Raw genomic sequence first — 14197 nt, 5'->3', positions numbered from 1 at the left:
GTGCGGCGCGTCACAGGTTTGTCAACGGGTGGGCGATTGCGTACGCTCGGTCACGAGTGACACGGGGTGTCGGCGCCGCCGACTGAGATGACACCCGTCGAACCTGAACTAGTTCAAACTAGCGGAGGGATGTCGCACATGACCCTGCCTGCCGTGATCCATTCACTGCGCCACACCAGCCCCCTGGTGTTCTGCCTGACCAACACCGTGGTCGCCAACTTCACCGCCAACGCGCTGCTGGCCGCCGGCGCCGCCCCGGCCATGACCAACCTGCCCGGGGAGGCGGGGCCGTTCGCGAAGACCGCCTGCGCGGTGCTGGTGAACCTGGGCACCCCCAGCACCGAACAGCTGGCCGCCATGGATGAGGCGATCGAGGCCGCGAACCAGGCCAACACGCCCTGGGTGCTGGACCCGGTGGCCGTTGGCGCGCTGCCGGTGCGCACGCGCTACGCCCAGCGCATCGTTTCGCTGCGCCCCGCCTTGATCCGCGGCAACGCCTCGGAGATCATGGCCCTGGCCGGGCACCAGTCCACCGGGCGCGGGGTGGATTCGGCCGACCCCGTGGCCGCGGCCATCGCCGCCGGGCGGGAACTGGCCGAACGCCACGGCGCGGTGGTCGCGATTTCCGGGCCGGCCGACGCCGTGGTCAGTGCCCAGCGCACGGTCATGGTGCACACCGACGGGATCGAACTGACCCGCGTCACCGGCGGCGGGTGCGCCCTGGGTGCGTTCGCCGCGGCGGCGATCGCCGCCGGGCAGGACGTGTTCACCTCCACCGTGGCCGCCCACGCCTATTACGGGCGGGCCGCCGAACGCGCCGCCGCCCTGTCCCTGGGGCCGGGCAGCTTTGCCGCGCAGTTCCTCGACGCCCTGGCCCTGACCGATCCGCAGGAACTGGGTGCGGTGCGCATCGAGGAACTCTAGATCCCTCATTCTTCATTCCGCCCACGAGTCAACCCGCCGGCCCCGCAGGGGGCGGTTTAAGGACAATCATGCGAAATCTCGGCGTATATTTGGTCGCCAACACCGCCAGCTGCACCCCACACCGCACCCTTGAGGTCATCCAGGCCGCCGTGCAGGCTGGCGTGCAGTGGATCCAGCTGCGCGCCAAGGAGGAAAACGCGCGCGAATTCTATGAACTGGCCCTGGCCGCCGGTCAGCTCACCGCGGGCCGGGCCGAACTGCTGGTCAACGACCGGGTGGACGTGTACCTGGCGGCACGGGCCGCCGGGGCCGCGGTCACCGGGGTGCACATCGGGCAGCAGGACCTGCCGGTGCAGCGGGTGCGCGAACTGATCGGGGACGCCACCTTGGGGTTGAGCGCCTCCACCGATGAGCAGCTGGCGGCGGCGAACGCGAACGCCTCGATGATCGACTACCTGGGCGTCGGGGCCATCCGGGCCACCCCCACCAAGAAGGACCACCCCACCCCGATCGGGATCGAGGGCTTCGCCCGGGCCCGGAAGATCGCCCAGCTGCCCTGCGTGGCCATCGGTGCGCTGCAGGCCGAGGACGCCCCGGCGCTGCGCGCGGCCGGGGCCGAGGGCATGGCGGTGGTGCGCGCCATCTGCTCCAGCACCGACCCCGGTGCGGCCGCCGGCGGGCTGCTGCGCGCCTGGCAGGAGGCGAAATGATCCACAACATCCTGTCCATCGCCGGTTCCGACCCCTCCGGGGGCGCCGGAATCCAGGCGGATTTGAAGGCGATCGCCGCGACCGGGGGCTACGGGATGGCCGCCATCACGTCCCTGACCGCGCAGAACACCCGGGGCGTGGACGCGGTGCAGGCCGTTGAGCCGCAGTTCGTCACCGCCCAGCTGCGCAGCATCGTCGCCGATGTGCGCATCGACGCGGTGAAGATCGGGATGCTGGCCAACGCCGGGATCATCGACGCGGTGCAGCAGTGGCTGGGCGAACAGCCGGCCGGGCTGCCGGTGGTGCTCGACCCGGTGATGATCGCCACCAGCGGGGACCGGCTGCTGGATGACGCGGCCCACCAGGCGATGTCCCGGCTGCTGGCCCGGGCCACGGTGCTGACCCCGAACATGGACGAACTGGCGGTGCTGCTGGGTGAAGCGCGCGCCACCACCTGGGATGGCGTGCTGGCCCAGGCGCAGCGCCTGGCCGCCGCCCACGACGTGCTGGTGGTGGCCAAGGGCGGGCACCTGGGCGGGGAGCAGTGCCCGGACGCGCTGGTGGACGCCACCGGGGTGCTGGCCGACTTCCCGGCCGCGCGGATCGACACCGAAAACACGCACGGCACCGGGTGCACGCTCTCCAGCGCCCTGGCCAGCCTGTACGCGCGCGGCGGTAACTGGGCGGCGGCGCTGGGCGCGGCCAAGGAGTACCTGGCCGAGGCGATCGCCGCCTCCGGGCAGCTGTCAGTGGGGGCCGGGCACGGGCCGGTGCACCACCTGGCCGGGCTGTGGTCCGGGCAGGGGCTGGCGCCGGCGCAGGACCCGATGCAGCAGTGGTGGCAGGACATCGCCGGGATCCGGGAGGGGATCGATGAGCTGGACTTCATCCGCCAGCTGCGGGCGGGCACCCTGCCGCGGGCGAACTTCGACTACTACATCAACCAGGACGCCCTGTACCTGCGCGGCTACGCCCAGGTGCTGGCCCAGGCCAGCATCATCGCCCCGGACGCGGCCGCCCAGCGCTTCTGGGCCGCCGCCGCCTCGGCGACGTTCGAGGAGGAAATGGCGCTGCACCGCGAATTCGCGCTGGACACCGCGGCGCACGGAAGCGAGACCACCGCGAACTACGTGAACCACCTGGCGGCGGCCGGGCACCACTACCCGGTGCTGATCGCCGCGATCCTGCCCTGCTACTGGATCTACCAGGACGTCGGGTCCCGGCTGGCGGCGGCCGGGCACGGGCAACACCCCTACCGGCAGTGGCTGGCCACCTACTCCTCCGCCGAGTTCGATGCGGCCACCGCGGCGGCGATCGGCATGGTGCGTGCCGCCTACCGGCGGGCCGATGAACGCACCCGGCAGGCAATGTGGCGGGCCTTTGAGACCTCCAGCCGCCATGAGCTGGCGTTTTTCGCGCAATCGGGGGCCGAAGCGTAAGATACTTCCCGGCCCATAATCAGGAGGAACACGCATGAAATGGTCGATCCACGGCGACGGGAAGTCCATCACCCCCGGTGAGGTGGTCGCCCCGGATGAGCGGCTGCACTGGCCGCAGACCATTTCCATCGGCACCCAGCACATCCTGGCGATGTTCGGCTCCTCCATCCTGGTGCCCACGCTGACCGGCTTCCCGGTCACCACCACCTTGCTGTTTACCGGGGTGGCCACCATCCTGTTCCTGCTGATCACCGCGAACAAGGTGCCCAGCTACCTGGGTTCCTCCTTCGCGCTGATCGCCCCGGTGATGGCCACCATGTCCAGCCATGACATGTCCGCGGCCCTGGGCGGGATCGTGATGACCGGCGCGCTGCTGTTCGTGGTCGGGCTGGTGGTGCAGAAGACCGGCACCGGCTGGATCCACGCGCTGATGCCGCCGGTGGTGATGGGCACCATCGTGGCGCTGATCGGCCTGAACCTGGCCGGGGCGACCCTGGAGCCGATGAAGCGGGTTCCGCTGACCACCTTCGCCACGGTGCTGGCCGTGGTGCTGGCCACCGTCGTGTTCAAGGGGCTGCTGGGCAGGCTCTCGATCCTGGTGGGCCTGGTGCTCGGCTACCTGGTGGCCCTGGCCCAGGGGCAGGTGGACTTCGCCCCGGTGGCCGACGCCCCCTGGTTCGGGCTGCCCGAATTCAACACCCCCAGCTTCCACCTGGACACCGCGCTGATGTTCCTGCCGGCCGTGTTCGTGCTGATCGCCGAGAACATCGGCCACGTGCGCACCGTGGGGCTGATGACCGGGCGGGACCTGTCCCGCTTCAACGGCCGGGCGCTGATGGCCGACGGTGCCGCCTCGGTGCTGGCCGGGCTGGGCGGCGGCTCGGCGACCACCACCTATGCGGAGAACATCGGGGTGATGGCCGCCTCCCGCGTCTACTCCACCGCCGCCTACTGGGTGGCGGCGATCGCCGCCATGGCGCTGGCGTTCCTGCCCAAGTTCGGGGCGCTGATCGGCACCATCCCGGCCGGGGTCATCGGCGGGGCCGGGATCGTGCTCTACGGCATGATCGGCATCATCGGGGCCCGGCTGTGGATCGAACACCGGGTGGACTTCGGCAACCCGATCAACCTGATGACCGCCGGGGTGGGCCTGATCATCGCCATCGCGGTCACCTCCGAGATCAGCTTCGGCCAGTTCCAGCTGGGCGGGATCGCGCTGGGGACCATCGCCACCCTGGTGGTCTACCACCTGATGTCCCTGGTGGCGCGCTGGCGCGGCAGCGATCCGGCCCACGCCCCGGCCCCGGCCGCAGGCGAACAGCGGTAGCCGGAAACCAGCGCACGCGAAAGCCTAGGGTTGGCACCGTCCACGCGCTACGATCGGCTCATGAGCTCACACACAACGGATGGCAAGATATCGGCCCGCCTGATCGGGATCGCGCTGGGCGCGGCCCTGGGCGGGCTGCTCTTTGGCTATGACAGCTCCATCGTCAACGGCACCGTGGATGCGGTGCAGGAACAGTTCGGGCTGAACGCGGTCACCATCGGCTTCACCGTCTCCTGCGCCCTGATCGGCGCCGCGATCGGCGCCTGGGTGGCCGGGGTGGTGGCCGAGCGGGTGGGCCGGGTGCGCACCATGATCATCGCCGCCGTCCTGCTGGGCGCCTCCGCCCTGGGCGCCGGATTCTGCTTCGGTCCGGTGGATCTGATCATCTGGCGGATCGTGGGCGGGCTGGGCGTGGGCTTCGCCTCGGTGATCGCCCCGGCCTACATCGCCGAGATCTCCCCGGCCGCGCACCGCGGCCGGCTGGGCTCGCTGCAGCAGATGAGCATCGTGGTGGGCATCTTCATCGCCTTCCTGGCCAGCGCGCTGCTGGTGTACGTGATGGGTTCGGCCGACGCGGTGGGCTGGTTCGGCCTGGAGGCCTGGCGCTGGATGTACCTGTCGCTGCTGGTGCCCGCGGTGGTCTACGGGGTGCTGGCCGCCCGGCTGCCCGAGTCCCCGCGCTACCTGGTCGAACGCGGACGCTACGTGGAGGCCGCCCAGGTCCTGTCCCGGGATGTGGGCATGGAGCCGGGCGCCATGACCGAGCAGAAGATCGAGGAGATCCGCGCCACCGTGCACCTGGAGCGCCACCAGACCTTCTCCGATCTGATCGGGCGCTTCGGCTTCCACCCGGTGGTGTGGATCGGCATCCTGCTTTCGATGTTCCAGCAGCTGGTGGGCATCAACGTGATTTTCTACTACTCCACCACCCTGTGGAAGTCGGTGGGCTTCGCCGAATCGGACTCCTTCACCATCTCGCTGATCACCTCGGTGACCAACATCGTGGCGACCATCATCGCGATCTCGCTCATCGACGTGCTGGGGCGCAAGCTGCTGCTGCTGCTCGGCTCCGGGATCATGACCCTGTCCCTGGGGGCCATGACGCTCGCGTTCTCCCAGGCCGTGACCGTCGACGGGGCGCTGAGCCTGCCCGGGGCCTGGGGCACCATCGCCTTGATCAGCGCGAACCTGTTCGTGATCGGCTTCGGCGCCAGCTGGGGCCCGGCGGTGTGGGTGCTGCTGGGGGAGATGTTCCCCAACTCCATCCGCACCCTGGCCCTGGGCGTGGCGGCGGCCGCGCAGTGGCTGACCAACTTCCTGGTCTCCACCACGTTCCCGTCCCTGGCCGAGGCCGGGCTGCAGCTGGCCTACGGCATCTACGCCAGCTTCGCGCTGCTCTCCTTCCTGTTCGTGCTGTTCATGGTCAAGGAGACCAAGGGACGCAAGCTGGAGGAGATGACGCTCTAGCCCGCGCGGGTCAGAACCCGCGCGGGGGCTGCATGACGTCGGCGGAGTCCTCGCTGTGCAGCGCCACCACGTGCTCCATGCTGGGCTTGCCCTCGCGGACCTGGCCGTGGGCGTCCAGTTCGATCTCCACCGGTTCGGAGGCCGAGAGCGAGTAGTTCTTCCCGCGCACCGCGAAGTACAAGGTGGCCCCGCCCTCCATGCTCAGCCGCATGGAATCGCTGTTCAGCCGCACCGTGATCATCGAGCCGCGCCACGCCAGCCGGAAGGAGAGCGTGGACCAGCTGGCCGGCAGCCGGGGGTCGAAGCTGAGCACGTCCCCGTCATCGCGCATGCCGGCGAATCCGTAGATCAGCGTCGCCCACACCCCGCCGGTGGAGGCCACGTGCACCCCGTCGGCGGTGTTGCGGTGCGAGTTCTCCAGGTCCACGTTCAGCGCCGCCTGGAAGTACTCGTAGGCCAGGTCCCGGTAGCCGACCTCCGCGGCCACGATGGACTGCACGGCCGCGGAGAGCGAGGAGTCCCCGGTGGTCAGCGGGTCGTAGTAGTTGAAGTCCGCCAGCTTCTCCGCATCGGTGAAGTCGCTGGAGCGCAGCCACAGGGCCAGCACCGTGTCCGCCTGCTTGATCACCTGGAAACGGTAGATCACCAGCGGGTGGTAGTGCAGCAGCAGCGGCAGCTTCGCCGGGTCGGTGTTGGACACATCCCAGATCTCCCGGTTCAAGAAGTGCTCGTCCTGCGGGTGGATGCCCACCCGTTCGGAGAACGGGATGTGGAAGCAGTGCGCGGCCTTGCGCCAGTTCTCGGCCTCCCCCTCGCGGATCTGCAGGCGCTCGGTGAGTTCGGCGTGGAAGCGCGGGAAGCGGTTGGCCAGGGTGTCGAGCATGTCCGCGGCGCAGCGCAGGTTAAAGCGCGCCATCACGTTCGTGTAGACGTTGTCGTTCACGATCGCGGTGTACTCATCCGGTCCGGTCACCCCGTGGATGTGGAAGCTCTGCCGGCTTCCGGTGGTGCGCCAGAACCCGAGCGAGGACCACATCCGGGCGGTGCCCACCAGGATCTCCGCGCCGCCCGAACGCAGGAACTCCACGTCCCCGGTCGCGTTCATGTAGCGGTTCAGCGCGTAGGCGATGTCCGCGTTGATGTGGTACTGGGCGGTACCGGCCGGGTAGTAGGCGCTGGCCTCCTCACCGTTGATGGTGCGCCAGGGGAACAGGATCCCGTCCTCGTTCATGATCTGCGCGCGGCGGGTCGCGGCCGGCAGCATCGAGACCCGCGCCCGCAGCGCGTTGCGCGCCCACTGCGGGTTCGTGTAGGTCAAGAACGGCAGCACATAGATCTCGGTGTCCCAGAAGTAGTGCCCGGAGTAGCCGTTGCCGCTGGTGCCCTTGGCCGAGATCCCCAGCCCGTCGGCGCGGGCCGAGGCCTGGGCCAGCTGGAAGATGTTCCAGCGGATCTTGCGCTGCAGCGTCTTGTCGTCGCTGTCCACCCGCACGTCGCTGCGCTGCCAGAACTCGCCCATGTAGGTGCGCTGGCCGCGGAAGTGGTCGTCGGCGCCGCGCGGCACCAGGTGGCCCAGGGCGCGGTGCGAGCGGGCCAGCATTTCCCGGGCGGTGTGCCGCCGCGAGGAGTGGTAGGCCACGAACTTGCTCAGCCGCAGCCCCTCCCCGGGCTGCAGCGAGGCGCTGGCCACGTGGTCCGAACGCTCCGCGCTGACATCGGTGGTGGTGTGGATCCGGGATTGCGAGCCGCCGGTGAGGCTGGCCCGGTGTTCAGCGACCGTGGCCACGCTCATCCCCGAACCGCGCACAATGTAGGACAGCCCGGCCCGACCGTCACGCTCATAGTGCCCGGCCGGCTGCAGCGGGTTCTGCCCGGTGGATTCGGACTTGCGCGGATCCAACGGGGAGGGTTCCCCGGCATCCAGGTCCGCCGGGGTGGGCACCAGGGTGGTGGGCGGGATGCCGATCACCGAGGACTGCACCACCACGTGCCCCGGCGCGTCGAGCAGGCGCACGTTCACGTCCACCACCGCCAGGTGCCGGTCGGTGAAGGAGACCATGGCGCGGCTGGTGACCGCCACCCGGTGGCCCTCGGCGGTGCGCCACAGCGTGGTGGAGACCAGGGTGCCGTCCCGGAAGTCCAGGCGCAGGTCATCGCGCACCATCTCGGTGCGGCCCACCTCCAGCGCCTCGTCGTTGATGTACACGCGCATGGTGCGGAAGTCCGGGGCCGCGATCATCGTCTGCCCGGTGGAGGCCAGCCCGTAGGCGTTCTCCGCGTAGCGGATCTGCCAGGTCTCGTGCAGCCCGTTGATGAAGCTGCCCCCCACCTGGTCCCCCACGCCCAGCATCGGGGCCTTGGCCCCCAAAAAGCCGTTGCCCAGGGAGAACACGGTGTCCTGGGCGCCCTCGTCGTCGCGCGCCTCATCCAGGGTGATGGACCACGGGTCGTAGCTCAGCGCATCCCCGGATTCGTCGGTCATCACCTCGGACAGGTCGGTGACCACAAAGTCCGCGCCGGCCTCGGCCAGCGAGGCGGCGTTGTTTTCCCGGGCCACCCCGATCACCCGGAAGCCGCCGGCCACCGCGGCCTGCACCCCGGAGACCGCGTCCTCGATGACCACGCACTCCTCCGGGCGCCAGCCCAGGTCCCGGGCGGCGGCCAGGAACGTGTCCGGCGCCGGCTTGCCCGGCAGCTGGCGCAGCGTCGCCTCGGTGCCCGAGACGACGGTGGGGAAGAAGTCCGCCAGCTCGGCGGCGTTCAGCACGGTGCGGGCGTTGCGCGAGGAGGAGACCACCGCCACGTCCAGCCCGGCATCCAGCACCTGGTTCAAGAAGTCCAAGGACCCCTGGTAGGGGGCGATGCCCTCCCGTTCCAGGATGTCGATGAACACGTCGTTCTTCAGGTTCCCCAGCGCGCACACGGTCTCAAACCCGGGCAGGTCCCGCCCGGTGCCGTGCGGCAGGCTGATGCCCCGCGAATCCAGCACCGCCTGCACCCCGTCGTAGCGCGGGCGCCCGTCAACCAGCGTGAAGTAATCATCCAGGGTGTAGGGGGCCGCCTCGGGGTGGCGGGCCGAGAGGAACCGGTCAAACAGCTCCTGCCAGGCCTCGCGGTGCACCTGGGCGGTGGGGGTCAGCACCCCGTCCAGGTCGAAGAGCACGGCTTTGAAGTCACGGTGTCGGTACATCGGACGCGAAGAGTTCACAGGCAAAATCCTTTGGTGGAGGACAAACTGGCCGTCAGCCCCACGGTAGCAACATCGGGGGCTTGCGGCGACATACTACGATGGAATACGTGGCTCACTGGATAGACGTGTGGAACAGCAATGAATGGCGTGAGGACACCGCCGCCTGGATCGATGCCGCGTGCGAGGCCTATGGCATCCAACGTGAGGGGGACGTGGACTTCTGGCCCGCCACCCTGCAGCAGATCAGCGCCCTGGTGCGCACCGACGCCGCCGATTTGATCTTCACCGCCACCGCCCCGGGCCTCACGGCCGAGGCGGCGATCACCGTGGCGGCCGGGCAGCTGCTGCCCGAACGGGTGGTCATGCCCCTGGCCATCGACCGCACCGCCGGCTACCTGCTCAGCCCCGACTTCGGGCACACGGTGCAGGCCCTGGGCGAAACCGTGGAAAGCTGGGAATTTGCCCTGCGTTCGCTGGCCTCGCTGCAGGTGGGGCTGATGGGCCAGGAACAGACGTTCTTTGACGCCGGGATGCCGGTGGTGGATCCGCAGTTCCTGCCCGAGCAGTTCGACCAGGCCCTGATGCTGCACGTGTCCCTGGAAAACGGGCACCCGCTGGCGATCACCGGTGAACAGGCCGACGAGCTGTATGCCGGCACCCCGGCCCTGGCCGAAGCCTGCCAGGTGCTGGCCCAGGCCCCGGTTCCCCTGAGCGTGGAACACGGCGCCTTCGGCCTGGACCAGGTGGTCATTCCCCCGGAGGTGGGGCTGCACGGGCGGATCCTGAACCTGGGGGCCGGGCACTGGGCCCACCCGTTCTCCTCCCTGGCCCAGCCGCTGGCGGCGATGCAGCAGCAGTGGGATTGCGAGATCCAGGACGAGCGCATCATGCGGGCGCTGTTCGCCTACCTGGAGGAGTTCTCCGCCTACGGGACCCCGGACGAGCTCTACGCGCTGATCGACCCGGCCTGCCTGATCGCCCCGCTGGCCCAGCATGAGGCCTGGCTGCGGCTGCTGGTGGAGGCCGAGCCGGCGGAGATCGAGCACTTTGCCCCGCAGATCCTGCAGACCCTGCAGATCTCCGGGTAGCGGTCCCGGCCGCGTTCACCGGCACAGAGTCCCCAGCCACGGGGCTGCCGGGGATGAGCTTGGCGATCGAAGCTGAGGCATGCGCGCGAGGCTGCGGTTTGCCGGATAATTCAGCTGGCGGCAGCGCTACCCGGGGTAGTCCTGCAGCACCCGGCTGAGCAGCTGCGCCTCATCGCTGACCAGCGCATCCACCCCCTGATCCAGCAGCCGCCGCATGCTCGGCTCGTCATTGACCACCCAGACATGCACCTGCATGCCCGAACGACGCACCGCGCGGATGAAGCGTCCGGTGGTCACCGGGATCATGCCGTGGCGCCGGGGAACCTGGACGGCCCAGAACTCCTTGGGGTATTTCGCCGGAATCCGCCCGATCAGATGGGCCCAGAGCCAGATGCGGATCATTTCCCGGGTGCCCGGGCTGGTGCGCACCGGGCGGGAGAGCAGGTGGGCGGTGGCCCGGGTGCGGGCGGTGTCGAAGGAGGCCAGCGCCACCCGGTCATGGCTAGAGGTGCGCTCAATGACCTTGGCCAGCGGCGCAATGACCGCCACGTCCTTCACATCGATGTTGAACATGACATCGGGGAAGGCGTTGATGAGCTCTTCCAGGGTGGCCAGCGGCTCGGTGCCGGCCCGCAGCGCGCCGACCTGCTCGGCGCTCAGGTCGTTGAACCGGCCGGTCCCGGCGGTGATGCGCTCCAGGGTTTCGTCGTGGAAGGCATAGACGGTCTGGTCGCTGGTGGCGCGCACGTCGGTCTCGAAATGGCGGATCCCGGCCGCATAGGCGCGCTGAAACGCGGCCAGCGTGTTCTCCTCGGCGCCGCGGCGGTACCCGCGGTGGCTGAAACCGAACTTCACTTCAGCAGCCGTTCGATCACCTGGGCCACCCCGTCCTGGGAAAACGGCGGGGCGGTCAGCCGTGTGGCGGCCAGCGTCTCGCGGTGGCCATCGGCCATCGCATACCCGTGCCCCACGAACTGCAGCATCTCAATGTCATTGGGCATGTCCCCGAACGCCATGATCTCCTCGGGCTTGATGTCCAGTTTGCGGGCGTACTCATCCAGCGTGTGCGCCTTGTGGATCTCCAGGTGCGCCATCTCCAGCAGCGAGACGTCGGTGGCCGAATGGGTCAGCCACAGCAGCTGGGACAAATCCGGGTACACGGCCTGGTAGAACTCCTCGACCGGCAGCCCCGGCGAGCGCGCCAGGAACTTCACGATCCCCTCCGTGTCCAGCTCCTGGCTGTGCAGGTCCAGTTCCGCCAGGGAGCCCAGGTGCGCCCGGCCTGGGCGAACCCGTGGCCCAGGTGCAGGCCCTTGGTGGTTTCGGCGGCGAAGCTGGCCTGGGGTTCATGGTGCAGGATGATCTGCTGGGCCTGGCGGGCGGTGGCGATGTCGATGGTCTGCGCCCACAGCACCTGGTCGTTTTCCAGGTCGTACAGCACCGCCCCGTTGGAGCAGATCACCGTTCCCAGCCCGCCAAAGGCGTCCACGATCGGGGTCAGCCAGCGGTAGGGCCGTCCGGTCACGAAGACGATGTGGATCCCGGCGGCCCGGGCGGCCAGGAACGCGTCCCGGGTGCGGGCCGAGATCTGCCCGGTTCCCGAGACGATCGTGCCATCCAGGTCGGAGGCGATCATCTTGATCACGCCAGCTCCCGGCGGTAGGGCGGGTTCGCCCCGGCCCGGGTGACGGTGACGGCCGCGGCCTTCGAGGCGAAGTCCAGGGCGGCCTGCAGCTCCTGCAGGCTCACCGCGGCCAGCCGCTCACGCTGCCCGGCGCCGATCAGCCCGTGGTCGGCGAACCAGCACAGCAGCGCCGCGGTGAACGAGTCCCCGGCGCCCACGGTGTCGGTGACCTCCACCAGCCTGGACTGCTGTTCCACGGTTCCGGCGCGCACCACCCCGAAGGACCCGGCCGAACCGGCGGTGGAGACCACCATGGCAGGTCCCAGCTCCAGCCAGGCGCGGGCGGTCTGCTTGACCGAGCGCATCGGGTAGAGCCAGCGCAGGTCGATGCCCGAAACCCGCACCACGTCCGCGGCGGCGACGAACTGCTCCACCTCGGCCACCGTTTGGGCGTGGTTGGAGACCAGCGAGGGGCGCAGGTTCGGGTCATAGCTGATGGTCGCGTGCTGCCGGGCGCGGGTGATCAGCGGCAGCAGCTCCGCGGGGCTGAACAGGGTGGCGATCGAGCCGGTGTGCACCAGCTGGCTGCCCGGATCCAGTTCGGTGACCAGGGTGGGCATCTGCCAGAACGCGTTGAAGGCGAACGTCGCTCCCCCGGCCGGGTCCAGCACGCCATGGGCGATCACGGTGGGCTTGTCATCGGCGCCGCCCAGGAACTTCACCTGGTTCTCGGCCAGGTGCTGCTCGATGGTGCGCCCCTTCTCGTCCTGCCCCCACCGGGAAACCAGGGTGCCGGGGTAGCCCAGCCGGGCCAGCGAGACGGCCACGTTCAGCGGGCTGCCGCCCACGAACTCCTGGGGCGGGGAAATCCCGGGGGCCAGGACATCGACCAGCGCCTCGCCGATCACCGTCGGGTTCATGTGCTTCCTCCAAAGTGCCAGGGTGCCAGTTCTGCGACGCAGGCCCGCCACTGGTCGCTGGCCGGGTCAATCCACGTGTAGTGGTCCCCGCCGAAAATTTCGGTGCGGTGCTCCTGGCCGCGGGCGCGGGCCTGTGCGGCGGCCTGCTCGGCCACCTGCAGCGGAACATCCTCGTCCTGGCTCCCATGAAAGATTATGACACGCGCCCTCATCGGCCACAGCGCCACCGGGTTGACCTCTGCCAACGGGGTGTCGCCCAGCATCAGGGGCACCGCGTCGTCACTGAGCCGCAGCCGTTGGGCCAATTGCAGGTCCAGTAGCCCGGCCTGGCTGATCACCTGGGTGATGCGCGGCTCGGCGGCGGCCAGCACACAACCCAGCTGGGCGCCGGCCGAATGCCCGATGACGCTCAGCGGCCCGTCGGCGGGAATCAGCCCCAGCGCGGTGCGCGCGTCCTGCACCATCTGCCGGGCGCTGCCCGGCCCGCGGCGGTATTCCAGGTTGTAGGCCGCCACCCCGCGCCGGGCCAGGTCCGCGGCCAGGGGCCGGCCCAGGCCGGCGTCGTAGCCGGTGCGCCAGTAGCCGCCGTGGATGATCAGCACGGCCCCGGACCCGGTGGCCGCCGCGGGCAGGTGGGCCTCCAGGTACTGGTCCGGGTGCGTGCCGTAGCGGATCACTTGCCCGGGAATTGCGCTTTCCTCTTCTCCACGAACGCCGCCCGGCCCTCCACCGAATCCTCGGTGGTGAAGGCCTTGCGGAAGCTGGCGGCCTCCAGGTCCAGTCCGGCGTGCACGTCGGTGTCGGCGATCTGGTTGATCGCCCCCTTCACGTTGGCCACCGCCATCGGGGAGACGGCGGCGATCTCCTCGATGGTGGCCACCGCCGTGTCGATCAGCTCCGCGGCCGGCACCACCCGGTTGGCCAGTCCAATGCGCAGCGCCTCGGCGGCCTTGATGCGCCGGCCGGTGAAGATCAGTTCGCGGGCCATGGCCACGCCCACCCGCCGCGGCAGGCGCACCGACCCGCCGAACCCGGGCACCAGGCCCAGGTTGACCTCCGGCTGGCCGAAGCTGGCGTTCTCCGCGGCGTAGATGAAGTCGCAGGCCAGCGCCAGTTCGCAGCCCCCGCCCAGGGCGAAGCCGTTGACCGCGGCGATGACCGGAACCTGCAGGGCCTCCAGCGCCTCGGTGACCCGGTGCATGCGCCGGCCATAGGCGTCGGCGGCGTCGGCGTCCATGTCCTTCATCTGCACGATGTTCGCCCCGGCCACGAAGGACTTCTCCCCGGCCCCGGTCAGCACCACGCCGCGGTGCTCGAACCCGGTGCCCGCCAGGTGCGTGACCAGCTTCTCCAGGTCCTCCACGACCTCCAGGGCCAGTGCGTTCATCGACGCGGGGCGGTTGATGGTGACGATCAGGGCGCTGCCCTGGGTGCGTAGGCTCAGTGTCTCAAATTGCTCCATGACCCCACCTTCTCATGCCCAACCCCTGCCCCACTAGACTTTTAGC

13 protein-coding genes and 1 riboswitch are annotated in these 14197 nt (G+C 69.6%); of the genes, 6 read left to right on the top strand and 7 right to left on the bottom strand.

Translation table 11 applies throughout. The features are described 5' to 3' along the window. Nucleotides 1-52 precede the first annotated feature (52 nt). Nucleotides 53-147, top strand: a riboswitch (TPP riboswitch). The 5 genes from thiM (at nucleotide 139) to AC6I21_RS00240 (ending at nucleotide 5867) form a co-directional block, all read left to right on the top strand. Further along, a complete protein-coding gene (gene thiM, locus AC6I21_RS00260) occupies nucleotides 139-924 on the top strand; it encodes a hydroxyethylthiazole kinase (protein ID WP_360028948.1) in 786 nt (261 codons plus the stop codon). (Overlaps the previous riboswitch by 9 nt.) 68 nt (nucleotides 925-992) lie before the next feature. Further along, the gene (gene thiE, locus AC6I21_RS00255) at nucleotides 993-1634 is read left to right on the top strand and encodes a thiamine phosphate synthase (protein ID WP_497762847.1); all 642 of its coding nucleotides are present in this window, start codon (nucleotides 993-995) and stop codon (nucleotides 1632-1634) included. Beyond that, entirely contained in the window at nucleotides 1631-3073 is a 1443-nt protein-coding gene (locus tag AC6I21_RS00250) for a bifunctional hydroxymethylpyrimidine kinase/phosphomethylpyrimidine kinase (protein ID WP_497762846.1), read from the top strand. The genes thiE and AC6I21_RS00250 overlap by 4 nt, the downstream gene beginning before the upstream one ends. A gap of 34 nt (nucleotides 3074-3107) precedes the next feature. Further along, nucleotides 3108-4400 (top strand): uracil-xanthine permease family protein, encoded by a 1293-nt coding sequence (locus tag AC6I21_RS00245; protein WP_497762845.1) that lies wholly within the window; start codon nucleotides 3108-3110, stop codon nucleotides 4398-4400. A gap of 60 nt (nucleotides 4401-4460) precedes the next feature. Next, nucleotides 4461-5867, top strand: coding sequence for a sugar porter family MFS transporter (locus AC6I21_RS00240; RefSeq protein ID WP_497762844.1), 1407 nt, complete (start codon nucleotides 4461-4463; stop codon nucleotides 5865-5867). A 10-nt stretch (nucleotides 5868-5877) separates the two neighbouring features. Here the strand turns inward: AC6I21_RS00240 and AC6I21_RS00235 are convergent, their stop codons facing one another. Next, nucleotides 5878-9075 carry a beta-phosphoglucomutase family hydrolase gene (locus AC6I21_RS00235; protein WP_138173165.1) on the bottom strand — a complete coding sequence of 1066 codons (3198 nt, stop codon included), beginning with the start codon at nucleotides 9073-9075 and terminating at the stop codon, nucleotides 5878-5880. A gap of 89 nt (nucleotides 9076-9164) precedes the next feature. On the opposite strand from AC6I21_RS00235, the gene AC6I21_RS00230 reads away from it, so the two are divergent. Continuing rightward, nucleotides 9165-10145 carry a hypothetical protein gene (locus AC6I21_RS00230; protein WP_138173167.1) on the top strand — a complete coding sequence of 327 codons (981 nt, stop codon included), beginning with the start codon at nucleotides 9165-9167 and terminating at the stop codon, nucleotides 10143-10145. Nucleotides 10146-10271: 126 nt separating this feature from the next. Here AC6I21_RS00230 and AC6I21_RS00225 read toward each other — a convergent pair whose 3' ends face one another. The 6 genes from AC6I21_RS00225 to AC6I21_RS00200 are packed head-to-tail and all read right to left on the bottom strand — an operon-like array spanning nucleotide 10272 to nucleotide 14151. After that, a complete protein-coding gene (locus AC6I21_RS00225) occupies nucleotides 10272-11000 on the bottom strand; it encodes a glycerophosphodiester phosphodiesterase family protein (RefSeq protein ID WP_497762843.1) in 729 nt (242 codons plus the stop codon). Beyond that, nucleotides 10997-11359 (bottom strand): HAD family hydrolase, encoded by a 363-nt coding sequence (locus AC6I21_RS00220; RefSeq protein ID WP_497762842.1) that lies wholly within the window; start codon nucleotides 11357-11359, stop codon nucleotides 10997-10999. The genes AC6I21_RS00225 and AC6I21_RS00220 overlap by 4 nt, the downstream gene beginning before the upstream one ends. Continuing rightward, nucleotides 11356-11781: an HAD family hydrolase gene (locus tag AC6I21_RS00215; protein ID WP_497763434.1), complete on the bottom strand. Its 426-nt coding sequence runs from the start codon at nucleotides 11779-11781 to the stop codon at nucleotides 11356-11358. The genes AC6I21_RS00220 and AC6I21_RS00215 overlap by 4 nt, the downstream gene beginning before the upstream one ends. Nucleotides 11782-11786: 5 nt before the next feature. After that, complete coding sequence (locus tag AC6I21_RS00210; RefSeq protein WP_138173173.1) at nucleotides 11787-12689, bottom strand: carbohydrate kinase family protein; 903 nt, start codon at nucleotides 12687-12689, stop codon at nucleotides 11787-11789. After that, entirely contained in the window at nucleotides 12686-13366 is a 681-nt protein-coding gene (locus tag AC6I21_RS00205) for an alpha/beta hydrolase (RefSeq protein ID WP_446753953.1), read from the bottom strand. The genes AC6I21_RS00210 and AC6I21_RS00205 overlap by 4 nt, the downstream gene beginning before the upstream one ends. Then, nucleotides 13363-14151 (bottom strand): enoyl-CoA hydratase/isomerase family protein, encoded by a 789-nt coding sequence (locus tag AC6I21_RS00200; protein WP_138173178.1) that lies wholly within the window; start codon nucleotides 14149-14151, stop codon nucleotides 13363-13365. Before AC6I21_RS00200 ends, AC6I21_RS00205 begins: the two co-directional genes overlap by 4 nt. Nucleotides 14152-14197 lie beyond the last annotated feature (46 nt).

This window comes from Glutamicibacter sp. St.4D3 (assembly GCF_059728615.1).
This window is presented reverse-complemented; position numbering and strand designations above follow the sequence as displayed.